Below are 18,951 nucleotides of genomic sequence, written 5' to 3' on the forward strand. Positions count from 1 at the left end.
CACGGAATGTCAGTTCACGAGGTGGGCATTTATACCATATTCCAAATCACATTTAGAGAAAAAGAAGTATTGTTGATGGGTGTAAGATTAAGGTGAGCTTTAATAGCGGATTTATTTGGAAAAGATAACATTCTGGCGTTATGGACTTATATGGGGATTGTTGTTAATTGGCTATATTTATTGATAAGAAGGGGGACTAAATATATTATTTATGGAAATTTTGTTTGGGTTAGTGTAAGATCGGATTTCGGCAGAGAATTTGGAATGAGATAGAATAAAATTACCACCAATACCACCAGATCGTAAGCCAAATCATTGTTTTGCGGATTCTTCTCAAGAGTTTTAATGCGTGACTGATGTGAGTTTCAACAGTTCGGATGGAAATACCCATTTCTTTTGCAATTTCCCGGTTTGGAATATGTTCAAACCTGCTTTTGTAGAAAACTTTTCGACATTTGCTGGGGAGTTTTTCCATATGGTGTAAAATTTCTTCTTTAAGTTCTTCTGATGTCAGTGGAGCCGTACTGGATAGTTTGCTCTGTATTTCTTTGGATGTCTGGAGATGATCCTGTCGGATACGGTTTTTTCTCAAAGCTTTAAGCACTTTGTATTTGACAGATTGGTGGAGATAGGCCGGAAGGTTTTCGATACGGTTAAATTGTTTTTTGTCCCAAAGATCCGTAAAAACCTCTTGAACAATATCTTCGCTTAAGTTGCTGTCCTTTAGTACTTTATATGCCTGTATGAACATGTTGTCCCAATAAAGATCATACCATTCCCTGAAAACAGCTTCATCGTGTTTCCCCAACTTTTTAACCGGTTTATGTTCCGGGCGATCTCTATTTTCTTGTGACATAGAGCGAAGAAATTTAATAATTCACCATTTGTTCAAGATTAAAAAAGTTAGTAGTATTGGTCCCAATATTGAAATTTTATTTCAGATAAAAAAATAATTTCATTTTTTTATCCTAATTGCAAAAAGCTTTAATTCGGTGTAACAGCTATTTTGCGGAAGAATTGTTACTTGCTATATTCACGTTCTTAATACGCTTCAATAACTGTAGGCTATAATTAACAGGGAGGAATGATTGTAAGCGTTGGATTTACAGTCAATTATGCCAATATTTGCCGCCTGTGGCCTCCTAGTTATGTCATTATAAAATAATTATGACCGAATAGTTGGTATTTTCGACTTTCGGGGCAAAGAGTTCAATTAAAATGCTACTTCGGAAATAAATAGGCACATTTTCCGAAGTAAGACCATGCAGAAGACTTTACTATCTCCTATGTCTAGTTTTATTTAAGGAAAAATTAAAACCTCAATCTATAAATTAAAAAAAAAATTACATACTACTAAGTGTTTTTCCTTTTTGAAGGGACATATAATAAAGCGAGTGTAAGATTCGATGACAAAGCAAGAATTATCCAACTTAATTGAAAAGTATCTTAAAGGGGTCCCTACAGTGGAAGAATCCTATATGGTCGAAGAATTTTACAATAAGATCCAGGCAGATGAATCCGGATGGGAGGATTGGAGCATAGAAGAGAAAAAGAGAATTAAACAGCGATTGTACAATCGAATAAAGTCCCGAATTAAGCGGAAAAGAAAGATGATTTTCATGCGGAGGTGGGCAGCAGCAGCGGTTCTAATACTAATGATTGGAAGTGTTTTTCTTAACATATTTATTCAACGTGATTTTGAGCAAATCTCGGAACCTCCTACAGGCACAACGGTAGTTGTGGCCGAAGAGATGGAGCGGACAGTTCTTTTAGAAGACGGAAGCTATGTATATTTAGAGGAAGGCTCCCAGCTGGTTTTTCCCGACCGATTTAATGAAAAAGTACGCGAAGTGGAATTAATAGGCCAGGCATTATTTGATATTCAAAAAGATTCATTAAGACCATTTTCGGTATTCAGTGGCACCGTGGTTACGGAAGTTCTGGGGACTACCTTTAGCATAAGTGCCCTTCCAAGACAACAGGAAGTAATGGTGTCTGTATCTGAAGGTAAAGTTCGGGTGCTGGAAGAGGACAGGGAGTTAGGAGTGTTGGTTAGGGATGAAGGATTGACCTACAATGTCAGGACAAAGTCCGTTAGACGCTTGGCACCTAAACCCGTTGAAATTCCATCCAAGGAGTCTTTGGAATATAAATTGGTTGATGTAACTATGGAAGAAGCTGTTCGGTTTATCGAAAACCGATGGAAATACCGCATAGATTTTGAGAATGAAAATATCCGTGACTGTAAGGTTGTTGCTTCTTTTTATGAACAGGATTCGCTTGAGGAAGTGTTGACTATTTTATGTGGTATTAATAATGTACAATATCGTATTGAAAATCAAAAAGTTGTTATATATGGAGACAAATGTAGATAAAACTTAAATAATTTCGTGATCCCACCTGTGAACGTAAAAATTCAGATGAGGGTATCGCAAAAAAAAACCGTCCTGATGGGGGTCAGAACGGTTGATTTCTTAAATAATTTTGAAACGTAAAACTATTTAATACAAAACAAAGCTATGAAAATTTTAGATTTTCGGGGTTATCCGGATATACTAATATTCGGAAGTCCCTTGCACAAAACACGGTTTTGGATGAGGATGAGCATTACATTGGTTACTGTCTTATTATTGGGATTGCAAATTCTTACAGCCAATGAAGTTTACAGTCAGAAGCTGAGAGAGGTAACCGTCACCCTGGATGTGAAAAACACAGATATCAGGGAGGTATTCAAAATGATTGAAAATCAGACCCGTTACCGATTTGCTTATAATCCGAACCATATCCGATCACACAGCGTGAGTATTGAACACCGGTCGTTTGACCTAAAGGAAGCTTTAGACTCTATTTTCAAGGGTACGACGATGCGGTATGAAGTTGTTAATGATAAAATATTGGTTTACGACCAGGTTCTCAGGATGTCTTCAAGACCTGCACCGATCATTGTCCGGAATATGGATTTTGAGAAGTTGCATATGAAAAAGCCCGTCCTGACTGTCTCGGGTATAGTGAAGGATGCAAATGGGGAACCTCTCATCGGTGTAAATGTATTGGTCCGGGGAACAAATCGGGGGACTTCCACTGATTTTGAAGGCCATTTTACCCTGGAAGATGTGGACGAACAGGCGGTATTGATCATATCTTACATTGGTTACCAAACGCAGGAAATCCCCATAGCAGGGAAATCGGAAATAACCATTACATTACTGGAGGATTCACAAACTTTGGATGAGGTGGTAGTCGTTGGGTATGGCACACAGAAAAAGGCTACATTAACAGGTTCTGTGGCTGATGTAAAAGGTGAAACTCTAAACAAGAACCCCGGTACTAACCTGAGTAATTCATTGTCCGGTCTTTTGCCAGGTATTATTACGAGAAGTTCTTCAGGAGAACCCGGAAGAGACAATGCCTTAGTCTTAGTGAGAGGTCGTAATACCACAGGGAGTACTGGTCCCCTTGTGGTGGTGGATGGTATTCAGGGTTTTCCGGGCTGGCAGCGAATCAGCAGGGAAGATATCGAATCTATTACTGTATTGAAAGACGCTTCTGCTGCCATTTATGGAGCTCGTGCAGCAAACGGTGTGATTTTAATTACTACGAAAAGAGGTAAGGTAGAGGATAAACCTTTAATTAGTTACTCCTTTAATCAAGGAATAAGTACACCTACAAGAATTCCTGAATTGGCCAGCTCAGCTACTTATGCAGGGTATGTGAACCAACTTGATGTAGAAAAGGGAACTGATCCTCGTTATACCCAAGAGGAAATTGAAAAATTCAGAAATGGAACTGATCCTAATTATTTGAACGTGGACTGGTATGGTGAAGTGCTTAAAAGCGCTACGCCACAAAGCAATCACAATCTCAATTTGAGAGGGGGAAGTGAAACGGTTCAGTACTCCGTATCCGGAACCTATTCACATGAAAACAGTCTTTTCAAAGAAGGTAGTCTTGATTTTAAAAGCTATTCTTTATTTTCTAACCTGGATTTCAAAATCAATGAATATCTGGACGTAGGGATCGATGTCAATAGCATATATCAAAACGGGAATTACCCAACAGCTGGAACCAGTACTACTTTTGCAGCTTTGCGTCAATTACCGTTATATCCGGTTTATTGGGCAAATGGTTTGCCATCGGCAGGAATTGAGCGGGGGGAGAATCCTATTGTTATGTCTTCTGCATTGTCAGGGAATGAAAATGAAAAGAATCAGAATAATATTTTGAAGGGCTCATTTAATTTTCAGATTCCCTGGTTGGAAGGATTAGCTCTGGATGGCTATTACGCATATACTAAAAATAGTCAATATGAAAAAAACTGGAGAACCCCCTGGACGGTGTACGATTATGACGTGACGAATGATGAGTATATTCCCAGATTGGGTGGAGGCATTTCCAACCCTGAATTAACCCAATATCAGGGAGGTTATGAAAGAAATCTGATTAACCTGAGAGTAAAGTATGATGTGGATTTGGATAGACATCAGATCAATACGTTCGTGGCTGTAGAACAAGAAGTTACGCGGGAAAATAACTTTTCTGCTAAAAGAATAAACTTTTTATCATCTTCCATTGATGAGTTATTCGCTGGTAGTCTTGCAGATCAGGTGACGGATGGGGTTAGCGATAAGTTTGGTCGTAAAAATCTGTTTGGACGGATAAATTATTCTTTTGATGAAAAATATTTACTTGACTTCAATTATCGCTACGATGGGTCTTCCGCATTTCCCGAAGGGCGTCAATTTGGATTTTTTCCAGGTTTGTCCGTAGGCTGGAGACTTTCAGAAGAAACCTTTATGAGTACTTTTCAAAATTTGGACAATTTAAAACTTAGATTTTCCGCAGGAAAAATTGGAAATGATGCTATAAGTGCTTTTCAATATTTGAGAACCTATAATTTGGGAAATACAGGAGTCCCATTTGGAGCAGATTTTGTTCCTGACCTGGGGTTAGTTTCCGGAGTGGTCCCCAACCCCAATATTACCTGGGAAGAGGCCAATTTGACCAATCTGGGTGTAGATGTTAGCTTTTGGGGTGGGGAACTTGGATTTGTAGTTGATGTTTTCAAGCAGCGGCGGACAAATATATTAACACGTCGTGATTTATCCGTTCCAGGATTTACCGGGTTTGAATTACCGTTGGAAAATATTGGTGTTGTAGAGAACAAGGGAATAGAATTTCAAGTGAATCATCAAAAACATACTAAAACCTTTTCTTATAGATTGGGTGCGAATATTGCCTATGCCAGGAATAAGATCATTGATATCGATGAAGCGCAGAATGTCCCGGACTGGCAAAAAGCTGAAGGGCATATATTAGGTGCGGAGCTTCTTTACGAAAGTCTGGGTATCATTCGTACCCAAGAGCAACTCGAATCCCTTCCTTTATATCCAGGAACTAGAATCGGTGATCTTTATTACAAGGATCAGAACGGGGATGGTGTGATTTCTGCTTCTGACAGGGTAAGGACTGACCGGACAAACGTTCCTGAGATCACTTTTGGATTTAATGCGGGAATGGAGTATAAGGATTTTACCTTATTTATGAATTTTGCGGGAGCAACCAATTTTTGGCAAAGGTTTCGGCATTATGCTTCGGAAGGTCTTAGCACACTTGAAGATTTATTGAGCAACAGATATACAGAAGGTAGTATGGATTCCAAATACCCCAGACTACCCAGGTTGAGCAGTCAGAGTGAGCCCAGCGGAATTCCATCTACATTTTGGCAAAGAAATGCCAGTTATTTGAAGTTGAGGAATGTCGAATTAAGTTATACACTACCCGTTTCCCTACTAAATGCCATTGGGTTTGAATCGTTAGATGTTTATATCAATGGGAGTAATTTGTTGACGATAGATAAATTAAAGTGGGCAGATCCTGAAGCTACGGGTGATTTGGCAAATAGTTACCCACAGAGCAGAGTTTTTAATGTAGGATTTAATCTAACTTTTTAAAGAATTAAAAAATGAAGACACTAAAATACCCAGCCTTTTATGGTGTTTTTCCTTGTTTTGGATACATTATGGGCTTTTTTATATTTTTATGCACTACATATTCCTGTAACGATGAAGTTTTGAATATTACACCTTCTGATCGATATTCAGATATCGAAGTTTGGCAAGATGGAGGATTAATTGAAGCTTTCGTCAATAATACATATGCCAAAATTCCTCACGGGTTTTACTATCCTTATCGCAATAATCTCAGTTGTTATGCGGATGAAATTTATTATCGTGGAGGAGGTACTGATTTTATTAATGCTGGTGATATTACACCGGATCGATTGTATAACTTGGATCGGTGGAATGGCCCCAAGAACTATTGGGATGTAGTTACTAATGCAAATATCTTTTTTTATAATATCGAGAATTCAGAGATCGATGGGGAATTAAAGTCACGTATGAAGGGAGAAATGAAAATGCTCCGTGGATATGCGTACTTTATGCTAACTCAATTTTGGGGCGGTGTCCCTTTATTTACAGAACCGTTTGAACTGGATAGTGATTTCAAGATTCCGCGTAAATCTTACGAAGAATGTCTTGCATTTGCCTTGAATGAAGTAGAAGAAGCTATTGCGTTGTTACCGTTGAATTATAATGATGACAATCTTGGTAGAGTCACCAAAGGAGCTGCCATGGGCTTGAAATCCAGAATGACCCTGTATGCTGCCAGTCCATTAGTCAACAGTGGAAGTGATCTTTCCAAATGGCAGGTAGCAGCAGACGCTGCCAAAGCAGTAATAGATCTAAATGAATACGCTTTATTTGATGATTACAAAACTTTATTCCTTAGGGAAAATTCTTATAACACAGAAGTCCTTTGGGCCCGTCCGTTCAATCATCCTGTGGTCAGTGAAGCGGCATATATGGAATTGGCCCTTTATCCAAACGGATATGGGGGGTACGGTCAACCTCATCCCATTCAGGCGATCATAGATGATTACGAAATGACTAGTGGATTATTGCCGGCGGAAGACCCCTCTTATGATCCCCAGGATCCATATGTAAACCGGGATCCCCGGTTTTATGCCAGCATCTTTTATGACGGTGCTCCGTTTCAGGGGCGCACGGTTGAAACCTTTTTACCAGGTGGATTGGACTCCAGGGAAAGTCCAATCTCGCCATGGAATGCTACAGAAACAGGATATTACATACGGAAATTTTGTGACGATAAAATTGTAAACCCTAATACTACCAATCAAGGGAATTCGCCATATATTTTTATCCGATATGCGGAAATACTTTTGAATTATGCTGAAGCCATGTATGAGTTGGGTGATGAAGAGGCTGCCAGAAAGTATGTAAATATGATTCGGAGCAGGCCTGGCGTTTCCATGCCTCCTATAGCGGAAAGTGGTATAGAGCTTAGAGATCGCATCCGACATGAAAGAAGAATTGAACTCGCATTTGAAGAACATCGATATTTCGATGTCCGCCGATGGATGATTGCACCGGAGGTATTGAATGTCGATGCTGCCCGAATGGATATTCAAAGGGATCCGTCTACAGGAAAGAAGACATATACGATTGTTCCGTTTAATACCAGGAGGTTCAACGATAAAAATTATTGGCTTCCTATTCCTCAGTCAGAAATAGAAAAAAATGAAAATCTGACCCAAAACCAGGGGTATTGATCGGTGATTTACACTTTTAGGATGGTTAAGTTAAATTAATTTATCTTCTGTGGGTAATGGTTTACGGTAACCACAATCATTTGGAATTATGAGAAATAATAGAAGGGACTTCTTAAAATGGTCAGGACTTTCAGGCCTAAGTATGGGTGTTGGGATTTCTTCACTATCAAAATGGGAAGGCAAAAATAATCAGTATCGTTTATATACTGAAAGTATAGATGGTGGACAGGCTAGTACTGCACCTCACCGGTATCCGACTATGCTCCAGGACTATTACATAGATAAAGTACGGAAAGTCTCAAAAAAGCACGATACGAAAGTTTATGGATTGCATTCGAAAGAAGCAGCGGTCCAATACCAGAATGAAATTCAGGCGAAAATCAAACATTGCCTGGGGCCTTTTCCTGAGAAAACTCCTTTGAATCCCACAGTGACAGGTGTTTTGGACCGGGATGAATATACAGTTGAGAAAGTTATTTATGAAAGCCGTCCCGGATTCAAAGTGACGGCCAATCTCTATATCCCTAAATCTGATGGTAAGCCTATGCCGGCAATTCTGGGTACCTGTGGACATACTCGGGAAGCCAAGTCAAGTTCGTATCAGTATTTTGCACAAGGCCTTGCGAGAAAAGGGTATGTGGTTTTGATTATTGATTGTATTGGCCAGGGTGAACGATTACAATTCCCTGTGGAGGGTAGGAAAAGTGCAATACGCTGGGGAACTGTCGAACATATTTATGCAGGTGCTCCTCTAAATTTGACGGGGGATTCAATGGCTGGTTGGTTTGTGTGGGATGCTATTCGAGGCATTGATTATTTATATTCTCGTCCGGAAGTGGATAAAAAGCACATCGGCGTCACAGGAAATTCTGGGGGAGGGACTCAGACCACCTGGTTATGTGGTGTAGAACCCCGATTAACTATGGCTGCGCCAAGCTGCTTTGTGACGACTATACGCCGTAATTTGGAAAATCAGGAGGTGCAGGATGCTGAGCAATATGTTATGAATGTTTTGGAGCAGGAAATGGATCACTTTGATTTTATAGCGGCTATGGCCCCAAAACCTGTTATCATCATAACACAGGAATTGGATTTCTTCGATACACGGGGTACGGAAGAAACTTACAGGAAGTTAAAGCATTTTTATGGTTTGATGGGAGCAGAAAATAACGTTCAATTGTTTCGAGGGGATGATTATCATGGGTATCATCAACCTGGGCGAGAAGCTATGTACAATTTTTTTAACCAGGTTACTGGAATAAGTAACGATGGAAATGAACCGGAAATCGTTTTAGAAAAAGATGAAACATTATGGTGTACCCCCAATGGTCAATTGTCAGAGGAGGATTCTCTCACTCTCAGTGATTTTCTTAAAGAAGAATCCCTGGGATTAAGACGGAGTAGGGGTGACATTGAATATAAAGAACTTAAAGATTCTTTAGGTAAGATTTTGCAATTGCCAAGCCAATTTATAGTGTCGGATTACCGGATTTTCAGGTCTAGGAAAGAAGAGCTTTTTCCCAAACCATTTGTGACGGATATGTTTGTTGAAACGGAACCAGGTATCCATAACTCGGTGTACCGTCTTAATGAAAAGAATATATATTCGAGACCGTATGGAAACCCGAAAAGTGCTCTTTTATATGTATCACACAATGCTATGGACGATGAATTAATCAATGATTCTATGGTTAGAGAAGTGATTAAAGAACATATAGACTTCGCTGTTTATACCTGTGATCTAAGAGGTATTGGTCAGACTTTACCCAACACACGTGTGGGGTATTCAATTCCGCATAATACGGAATATTTTTATGGAATGGTATCAAATATGTTGAACGAACCTATACTGGGCAAAAGAACGTATGATTTATTATGTATTATCAATTGGCTGAACTCCTTTGGACACCAAAAAATTACGATATTGGGAAATGGATGGGGCTGCCTACCTGCTACATTTGCTTCATTATTAAGTGATCATGTTGATAAGGTTATATTAAAGAATCCGTTAAAAAGTTTCAGCGATATTACGGAATCTACTTTTTATAATTGGCCCGTTTCAGCGCTACCAATGAAGATTTTACATTATTTTGATTTACCGGATTGTTACCGTGAGCTGAAGCGGAAAAATATTGAACTTGTTGATGCATGGGATGCAATGGCTGGACAGTAATTTGTCCGTTCTTCTAACTGTGTATGTATCAGAAAAATCTAAGAAAAAAGGGAATGAGTATGGATTCTTAATGTATAATTTAGAGATAATGCATGAATTAAGTTTTGATAAATGGCATTTAGCCAATTTGATAAGAAATATATCCTTTGTATTTTTTTTACTATTTGCATTTCATTTTATTGGTTGGTCTCAGGATCTGCCGGATGTATTTGGTGATCAAAGGTCGGATGTGATTAATGCCCAATTAAGGCATAAGGCTTCATTGTCATATCAAAGGTTGACTCCTCCGGGAACAAGAGAAGAATGGGAAGAGAGGCGAAAAGAGTTGAGAACCCTCATTTTTGAGAAAAGCCGTGCCAGGAAATTTTCCGGTTTGGATTTAGACTACCGTGTAACGGGACAATGTGAAATCGATGGTGGAGTAGTAAAGACGATCTATTTCCAGACCCGCCCAGGAGTATACGCGACCGCCAATCTTTACATCCCCGAAGGACCAGGTCCGTTCCCGGCTGTAATAACTATGATGGGGCACTCCACAGATGGAAAACTATACGATATGTACAGGTCTGTGGGGTTTGAATTGGTTCGAAACGGTTATGTGTCGCTGCACATCGATCCCTGGGGAGCTGGGGAGAGGACGACTACGCACGGTGATTTTGAATACCATGGGGCACAACTCGGCGCCGCTCTACTTAATGTTGGAGAGACTTTACTCGGTATGCAATTGACAGATAATATGCGGGGAGTGGATTTGCTTTGTTCACTTCCATTTGTGGATGCTTCGAAGATCGGAGCTACTGGAGCAAGTGGGGGTGGCAACCAAACAATGTGGTTGGCAGCCATGGATGAAAGGGTCAAAGCTTGTATGCCCGTGGTTAGTGTCGGAACTTTTGAATCTTATATCATGAGTAGCAATTGTGTATGTGAAATGCTACCGGACGGCCTGAACATTGCGGAAGAATCTGAAATATTGGGGTTGATAGCACCCCGGGCCATTTTGATATGTAATGCGGAAAAAGAGTCCAATCAGGCATTTCTACCTGGAGAAATGTTGAGATCCCTGGAGAGAGCAAAACCTGTGTTTGATTTTCTTGATGCCGGCGGAAAATTGCAATACCAAATAGGAAGTACAACACATGGTTATCATCCTGTATACAGAGAATACCTGATAGGTTGGATGGATTTGCATTTATTGGGAAAAGGAGATGGTTCTCCCAGAAAAACGGAGGAGTACTTACTCCCGGAAAAACAAGCAATGATGGTTTTTGAGCCAGGAACCCGACCGGAAGAAGTAATGAATACCATTCAATATTGTAAATGGAAAAGAGAGGATATCAAAAGGGAATTAGCTGGCAAGATATTTGGCAATGCAAGTGAAAAGAGGAAACAACTGCGTGGGGTTTTGAAAATACCGGATCATACAATACTGTATAAAGAATATAAATATGGACCACTCAATGGTTGGATCCGCTATGCACTGGAACTTTCAGATGGATCCTTGTTACCAGTCCTGGTGAAGCCGCCTGCCTCAGGTTCCGGAGAATTTGTTCTTATTGGAAATACTGAAGGTAAAGCCTCTATTACTTCTGAATGGATATCTCGTATTGAAAAGGAAGGAAAAGGAATTTGTTTGGTTGATTTTTGGGGATTAGGGGAAAATAGTTCCGAATCTGCAAAAAGATTAAACGGGAATCACTTGCCTGAATTTCATACTTTGTCCAGAGCTTTAATGTGGTTGGGTAATACCCTACAAGGGGTATGGGTCCGTGAAATGGAAATAGTAGTAGATTGGTTGATGGAAGAGTTTGAATCGCAGGGGATAAGTATCCTTTCCAATAAAGACCTTGGCCTGGCATCGTTGTTCTTTACTGCTTTGAACACCGATAAAATAAAGTCTTTGACCGTAGAGGATGTGCCTGTAAGCTATTTGTTTGAAGAGGAAATCAAAGAAGGTTTTTTTACAATGGGAGTGCATATTCCCGGTTTTTTGGAATGGGGAGAGGTTTCAACCGCAGTGGCGTTATCCCAAACCCCAATTCTGTTCATAAATCCTAGAAATCTTGATGGGACTCTTTTCGAAGATGAGAATGATTTCATGAGAACGTTACAGGAATTGAATACTAAGTGGTTGACGGAAAGTAAGGTTGAATTTAGGTAGTATCATTCCCCCAAAGTATAGTCCTGTAAATCTTAAAATACATGAAAATGAAAAATGACAGACGGCGATTTTTAAAAAATAGTGGAGCTTTAGGCATTTCATTGATGATCGGTAGCGGAGAAGCCCTATATGGAAGGAGTAATCCGGATGAGAGTGTTGTATTTAATGAAGCTATCCTAAATGAAAAGATACAAAGAAACCGAGATATTGCTCTTCGTATTCTCAAGCCTTCCAAGAAGGATCTTGAGCACGGCCTGGAATTGCATAAAAATTCGGTAGTTTTTGACACCTACGGATTTATGCCACGGTCAGCTTATGATGGGGATCTTATTGCATCTGCTATTGAAGGTGGGGCATCGGAATTGGAACTCAAAGACTTGAAAGAAGACCAGTCTATGACACGGTTTGTTCATGACCAGCATGAAAAGGAGGAATTTGAGAATGCCTGGAAAGCGTCTGGGGTGACAGCGGTTTTTCAAAATGCCGGTGAAGAAAGCAATACCGTGAAAGTCTTGCTTAAAAGATTGGCGCGTTTTACATATGTGACTGATATGATCCCGAATTTAGTGGGGAAGGCGATTCATCCGGACCAGGTGGTAGAAGCTAAGAAAGAAGGGCGCCATATGCTTTATTTTTCCGGTAATGGTGTACCCATGCCCCTGGATATGGTATCTGTAGAAGAAGAGCTTCGCTATATCAAAGTCTTTTATGAACTCGGGATCCGGATGATGCATTTGACTTATAACCGGAGAAATCTGATAGGTGATGGGTGTGGGGAAAAAACTGATGCCGGTTTGAGCGATTTTGGTCGTACCGTCGTGAAAGAAATGAACCGGTTGGGAGTGGTTGTAGATATCTCCCATTCCGGTTGGGAAACCAGTCTTGAAGCAGCTAAATTGTCACAAAAGCCTATGGTCGCGAGCCATTCTACAGCCACTGCGGTAAAAGAGCATATCCGTTCAAAACCGGATAAAGTCATAAAGGCCATTGCCGATACAGGAGGTTATGTTGGTATATGTTGTATACCGAGGTTTTTAGGAGGGATCGGCAATATAAAGGATATGATGAGGCACATAGATTATATCGCTCAAAAATTTGGAGCGGAGTACGTTGGGATTGGAACGGATGTAGCCTATACATCTTCAAACTCAGGACAGGAAAATCAAAAAATACCAGGATATAGGACAAGCAGAACCCGCTGGGAAGCATTGTGGCCCGATGATAGTTTTGAAGAAACTTCCGAAATGAGGGATAGTATGGCCTGGACCAATTGGCCGCTATTTACCGTGGGCTTAGTTCAGATGGGGTATTCGGATGAGGATATTCAAAAAATCATTGGAGGTAATGCCCTGCGAGTCCTTAAGGGAAATAGTATCAGTTGATTATGGACCTAAGCTTGATGATTAGCAGTAGTTTCAGGTGAAGAGGGAGTGCTCAAGTGGAGTATTCGGACTATTACATGTAATTTTATGGCTAAAAAACAAGGGGCGGTACATTTTCTTTCACATTTTATTTGTACAGGGTTCGCAAAGGGTTTCAGTGATTTTGTAATCTCCCGAAAGAAGCTATATTTTTCTCTCAGCGATATACTGGATATCAGAGCCGTTTTTTATTAATTCATTTTTGAATCCTGAGACAATGGATATTTGGGGATGATTAAAAGATTATTAATAATGCGGAATTTTTATTTTGAATTGAAATTTGGACAATGTTTTGATAAAATTTTATTTGGATTTTTTTATAAAAAAATAGTCCTCAAGATTGTTGTTTTCAAGGCCTTGGTTTTTTATATAATTCCTTGGTTTTTAGATGTTTGTTTGACACATTATTTTATTTTCTTTATTTTATATTAAGTGTTTTTTAAAACATTTTGTTGTTCGATTATGTGAAATGTAAAATTTTTACCTATATTCGGTAACGTTACCGTTAAAATAAATTTTGTTTTTCAATGTGTAAATCATTGATGGTAATGGTACGTCCCAATAGGAACTTTTTATGTAGTGAAGGTGAATAAAAATTTAAATAATTGTTGAATTATGATTGGAAGAAAAACTCAATTTAGATTATTCTTGCTGGCAGTAGGATGTCTTTTCGCTAGCATTTCGTTTGGAAAGTATATTGAAATTGGAAATAATGAGGAAATTGGGAAAGTGGAAGTTGGAAAAAGGGGTGTAAACCTCGATATTTCCGGAGTAGTTACAGATCAGGAAGGTGAGGTATTAATCGGCGTTAATATATTGTTGAAGGGTACTGATAATGGCACCTCAACAGATTTTGACGGAAAGTATGAATTGTCCAATGTTCCTGAAGATGGCGTATTGATTGCATCTTATGTCGGTTATCAATCTCAGGAGATTGAAGTAAACGGAAGGGCTGTTGTTGATATTCAAATGTCTTCAGATGCCCAGATGCTTGAAGAATTAGTAGTCGTAGGGTATGGGTCGGTCAAAAAGAGTGATTTGACTGGATCAGTAGCGACCATAGATGGAAGTACGTTTCAAGACCAGCCAATGACCCAGGTATCGGAGATGCTTACCGGAACTGTAGCGGGCTTTTATGCCAATCAGGGGAATTCGGCTTCAGGGGGTGGCTCGTTAGAAGTAAGGGGCCCCAATTCATTGAATGCTTCCAGTACGCCAATGATTGTGCTCGATGGAGTGATATACAATGGAAACATGAGTGATATAAATCCGACAGATATCGAATCGATAGACATTCTAAAAGATGCTAGTTCAGCTGCTGTATATGGGGCTAGGGCAGCTTCTGGTGTGATTATTATAAGTACTAAAAAGGGAGGCGAAGGAAAGCCTGTTATTCGATTTAATAGTCAATTGGGATTGACAAACCCCACAGGAAAATTTGAGCATTTCCAAGGTGAAGAATATTTGCAATATCGAGCAGATGTATTGCGATTTATTAATCCGGGATTACCTGATTTTTACTACAATGATCCTCAAAATTTGCCGGATGGAGTATCGATTGAAGAATGGCGAAATGCCAGTGGTAACCCCAATGCTGATAATACGGATGAATGGTTGGCCAGACTGAATTTTTTCCAAATTGAAGCTGATAATTACAAGGCTGGTAATGTCGTAAATTGGTATGATGAAGTTATTCAGACCGGTTTTAGACAAAATTATGATTTGAGTATTTCCGGCGGGACTAAAGATCTCAATTATTATTGGTCAATTGGGTATCAGGATAATGAAGGAGTCATTCGAGGGGACAAATTTACAACCATTCGTTCTAGATTGAATCTGGACTACACAGTAAATAATTGGTTGAATGTAGGTCTAAATACTCAATTTTCAAATCGGGATCAAGGGTCTGTCACGGCAAGTCTCGGAAGTATGTATAATATGAGTCCGTACGGATCTATTTTTGAAGAAAATGGCGATGTAAAATGGTTTCCTAATACTTTCGTCGTTCAAAATCCTTTGATCAACTATTACGGACAAGATCGCCTAAATAGGATCAATACTATGTTTTCTTCATTATATGCCAATATTACTCTTCCTTTCGGTATTAATTATAATGTTTCTTACCAACCGAGATTTGAATTCGCAAAAGATTATAACTTTTGGTCATCGAAAACCATTGCAGGGGGGTCAGATAGAAGTGGAGGATACGCCACAAGAGAAGAAGGGTCTTCATATAGTTGGATCGTGGATAATATATTGAGTTGGAATAAAGAAATTGGTATTCACAATTTTGATGTAACTTTATTATATAGTGCGGAAAGAAATCAATTCTGGAATTCGTATTTGAATAATCAATCGTTTGTGCCGAATCAAAACCTCGGTTTTGGTGGCCTGGAATTCGGTACGAATCCGGCTCTGAGAACGACAGATTCTGAAACAACAGGTGATGCGGCTATGGCCAGACTTAATTATACGTTGATGAATAAATATTTATTTACGGCATCAATTCGAAGAGATGGATATTCGGCTTTTGGTAATAGATACCCACGGGCTACTTTCCCAGCAGCGGCTTTTGCATGGAAAATTTCAGATGAATCCTTCTTCAATTCCAACGTCATTGATAATATGAAATTGAGATTTTCATGGGGTGTGAATGGTAATCGGGATATAGGCCCTTATTCTTCATTAGCCCAATTGTCTTCTACCCTGTACTTTGATGGTAGTAATGTAAAAGTAGGAGTGTTTAACAATACACTTGCAAATAGAAATCTGAGGTGGGAGAAAACCCGCTCGTTTAATGTAGGTGTTGATATGGGATTTGTAAGCGGTAGGATCAATGTTAATGCAGATCTCTATAAAATGAATACTACAGATCTCCTATTGAATCGATTAGTACCTGAAATTTCAGGATACCAAAGCGTCACGGCTAATCTGGGAGAGTTGTCGAATATAGGATTTGAGCTTACGGTCAATTCTTTTAATATCGATAACGAAAACTTTCAGTGGAACTCCAATTTTGTATTTTCTTTAAACCGGAATAAAATAGTTGAATTATTCGGTGATGTGGGAACCTACACACTCGAAGGAGAGGAAATAACCGGAGAAATACCGGATTATTCCAATGAGTGGTTTCCGGGGCATGCCATAGACCATATATGGAATTATGATATATTGGGGATTTGGCAGTTAGATGAGGCGGATGAAGCGAGTAGATATCGCCTGGTCCCCGGTGACTTCAAAGCGACGGATGTTAATGACGATGGTAAATATGAGGCATTGCAGGACAAACAGTTTATTGGTTATAGCAGACCCAGGTTTAGATTAGGGCTGCGAAATCAGTTTACTTTCTTTAAAAATTGGCAAGCGAATATATTTATTCGTGGAGATTTGGGACACATGGGTTCCTTTAGTCAAGGGCTTCGTTCAGGAGGTATAGATACTTATGATAGACGAAATACGTATAAGACTCCATATTGGTCGCCTTCCAATCCAATAAATGATTTTCCCAGTCTGACAAATAATGCTAGCGTATATGGAGGGGGACTAGGGTTTTATAAACCACTTTCATTTGTGAGAATCCAGGATTTATCTATTTCGTATTCGTTCCCGGAAGAATTGACAAACGTTTTAAAATCTCAAAATATACGGATGTCAGCAGCTGTCAGAAACCTATATAGTTTTGATAAATGGCCCGGTTGGGATCCTGAATCATTAGATGAACCTATGCCGAGAACTTTTACGATAGGTTTAAATATAACATTGCAATAATTTTTTCTTAATGCGAAAAAATCAATGAAAATGAAAAATCGAAATACTTATATCATCCTTATTATTGTTTTTGCCGGTCTGCTATTTTCTTCATGTGGGGAAGAACGATTAAAACCTAAGCCCAAATCATTTTTTACGCCTGAAAATGTATATACGGATCAGGAAGGTTTTGAGTCTATTTTAACTACTTTGCGTAAGAATATAAAACAGGAGCACAGTGGTGGGCTCCACTGGATTGCAACAGAGTTTGCCGCCTCTGATTTGGGGTCGCCATGGTCGCAACTTGATTTTTTTAATTTAACCCCAAGTACATCACAGTATTATCCTTTCCTCAGTATGTTTACGGATGTATATGAATTTATTAAAAATGCGAACGTCGTTGTTTCGAGGATTGATAATATCGAATGGGAGAGCCAGGATGTGAGGAATCAGATTTTATCGGAAGCGTTATGGCATCGTGCGTATTGGTATTATAGACTGGTTCATACGTATGGAGATGTTCCATTTATTGGTTCTGAAATTGAAGAAGTAAAATTGGATTTTCAAACTCATAGTAGAACCGCCATACTTAATAAATTGCAGGAAGATCTGGAGTTTGCGGAAAACTGGTTGCCGGAAAGTGTAGGTCCGGGAGGAATATCAAAATATGCAGCCTTGCATTTGTTGACTAAGGTATATTTGGCGGATCAGGAATTTGATAAAGCAATTGAAGCTTCTACCAAAGTGATTGAAGGTCCGTTTGCCTTGATGGATGAAAGGTTTGGGATCGATGCAGATGATCCACTGCGCAATGTGATTTGGGATTTGCACAGGCCTAAGAACTTTAACCTATCACAAAATACAGAAACAATCCTGACATTTGTGGATCGATATGAAGCCCCACCCGATGCCAGATCCGGAGGATTATTTACGATGCGTTTATATAATCCGCAATGGATGCAGGCACAAACCCGGGATAGTGAAGGAAAGCCCGGAATGGTGGCTGATGGACTGCAGTATGATTCTTTGGGAAGAGGAAATGCGAATGTGCGTCTTACTGCAAGTTATCAATATCATATATGGAAATATAAAGATCAAAACTGGAGAAATACTACAGACTTGAGGAGGGCTGATATTAATTGGGTGGATATTGATGAGTTGCGGTATAATAATCCGGAGTCGGTGGATTATGGAAAAGTGGTGAACCCGGAATATTTTGCCCAACAATTGGATACCTTCAAACACTTATATGCCATACCCCATTACATAATGTATGTGCCTATGGACGATGCGGAGGCACGACCCGTCGGAGGGAATGGTGATTGGTATCTCTTTAGATTGGCAGGGACGTATTTACTTCGGGCAGAAGCGTATTATTGGAAAAACCAATTAGCAGAAGCGGCAGCTGATATAAATGTCGTCCGGTCCAGGTCGCAGGCATTGAATATCACTCCTGATGAAGTGACCATTGACTTTATTTTTGATGAGCGGGCACGTGAGTTATTTGCTGAAGAACCGCGTCATTCAGAACTAGTAAGAGTTTCTTATATTTTGGCAGGACTGGGGGAAATGGGATATTCTGAAGGCAATTTTCATGAGAATAATTATTATTTTGACCGGGTAATGGCGTACAATAAAACGTATGAACAAGATATTACACTATTAGGTAACACCGCTAATATGGCACCGTTTCATGTGTTGTGGCCTATTCCGGATAGAATTATTACAGCCAACACTTTGGCTACGATTAACCAAAATGAAGGTTATGATGGAGTTGAAAATAATGTTCCACCCCTTGAGACCATTGAATAATTAATCAAAA

General features: G+C 39.5%; 9 protein-coding genes. 8 read left to right on the forward strand and 1 reads right to left on the reverse strand.

The window, feature by feature from the left end; genetic code table 11:
• Window positions 1-280 precede the first annotated feature (280 nt).
• The gene (locus tag LVD47_RS13460) at window positions 281-856 is read right to left on the reverse strand and encodes an RNA polymerase sigma-70 factor (RefSeq protein ID WP_236977183.1); all 576 of its coding nucleotides are present in this window, start codon (window positions 854-856) and stop codon (window positions 281-283) included.
• Between the two features lie 550 nt (window positions 857-1,406).
• Here LVD47_RS13460 and LVD47_RS13465 point away from each other — a divergent pair.
• The 8 genes from LVD47_RS13465 to LVD47_RS13500 all read left to right on the forward strand — a co-directional run bounded on the left by LVD47_RS13465 (window position 1,407) and on the right by LVD47_RS13500 (window position 18,941).
• Window positions 1,407-2,375: a FecR family protein gene (locus LVD47_RS13465; RefSeq protein ID WP_236977185.1), complete on the forward strand. Its 969-nt coding sequence runs from the start codon at window positions 1,407-1,409 to the stop codon at window positions 2,373-2,375.
• Window positions 2,376-2,519: 144 nt separating this feature from the next.
• Window positions 2,520-5,951 (forward strand): SusC/RagA family TonB-linked outer membrane protein, encoded by a 3,432-nt coding sequence (locus tag LVD47_RS13470; protein WP_236977192.1) that lies wholly within the window; start codon window positions 2,520-2,522, stop codon window positions 5,949-5,951.
• Between the two features lie 11 nt (window positions 5,952-5,962).
• On the forward strand, window positions 5,963-7,630 hold the full coding sequence (locus tag LVD47_RS13475; protein ID WP_236977194.1) for a RagB/SusD family nutrient uptake outer membrane protein: 1,668 nt from the start codon (window positions 5,963-5,965) through the stop codon (window positions 7,628-7,630).
• An 88-nt stretch (window positions 7,631-7,718) separates the two neighbouring features.
• On the forward strand, window positions 7,719-9,803 hold the full coding sequence (locus LVD47_RS13480) for an alpha/beta hydrolase (protein WP_236977196.1): 2,085 nt from the start codon (window positions 7,719-7,721) through the stop codon (window positions 9,801-9,803).
• Window positions 9,775-11,961 carry a dienelactone hydrolase family protein gene (locus LVD47_RS13485; protein WP_236977198.1) on the forward strand — a complete coding sequence of 729 codons (2,187 nt, stop codon included), beginning with the start codon at window positions 9,775-9,777 and terminating at the stop codon, window positions 11,959-11,961. The genes LVD47_RS13480 and LVD47_RS13485 overlap by 29 nt, the downstream gene beginning before the upstream one ends.
• A gap of 47 nt (window positions 11,962-12,008) precedes the next feature.
• A complete protein-coding gene (locus LVD47_RS13490) occupies window positions 12,009-13,343 on the forward strand; it encodes a dipeptidase (RefSeq protein ID WP_236977200.1) in 1,335 nt (444 codons plus the stop codon).
• Window positions 13,344-13,997: 654 nt separating this feature from the next.
• Entirely contained in the window at window positions 13,998-17,150 is a 3,153-nt protein-coding gene (locus LVD47_RS13495) for a SusC/RagA family TonB-linked outer membrane protein (protein WP_236977211.1), read from the forward strand.
• 30 nt (window positions 17,151-17,180) lie between these two features.
• Window positions 17,181-18,941 (forward strand): RagB/SusD family nutrient uptake outer membrane protein, encoded by a 1,761-nt coding sequence (locus tag LVD47_RS13500; protein ID WP_236977213.1) that lies wholly within the window; start codon window positions 17,181-17,183, stop codon window positions 18,939-18,941.
• Window positions 18,942-18,951: the final 10 nt, after the last annotated feature.

This window comes from Membranihabitans maritimus (genome assembly GCF_021729145.1).
GTDB classification, from domain to species: domain Bacteria; phylum Bacteroidota; class Bacteroidia; order Chitinophagales; family Saprospiraceae; genus Membranihabitans; species Membranihabitans maritimus.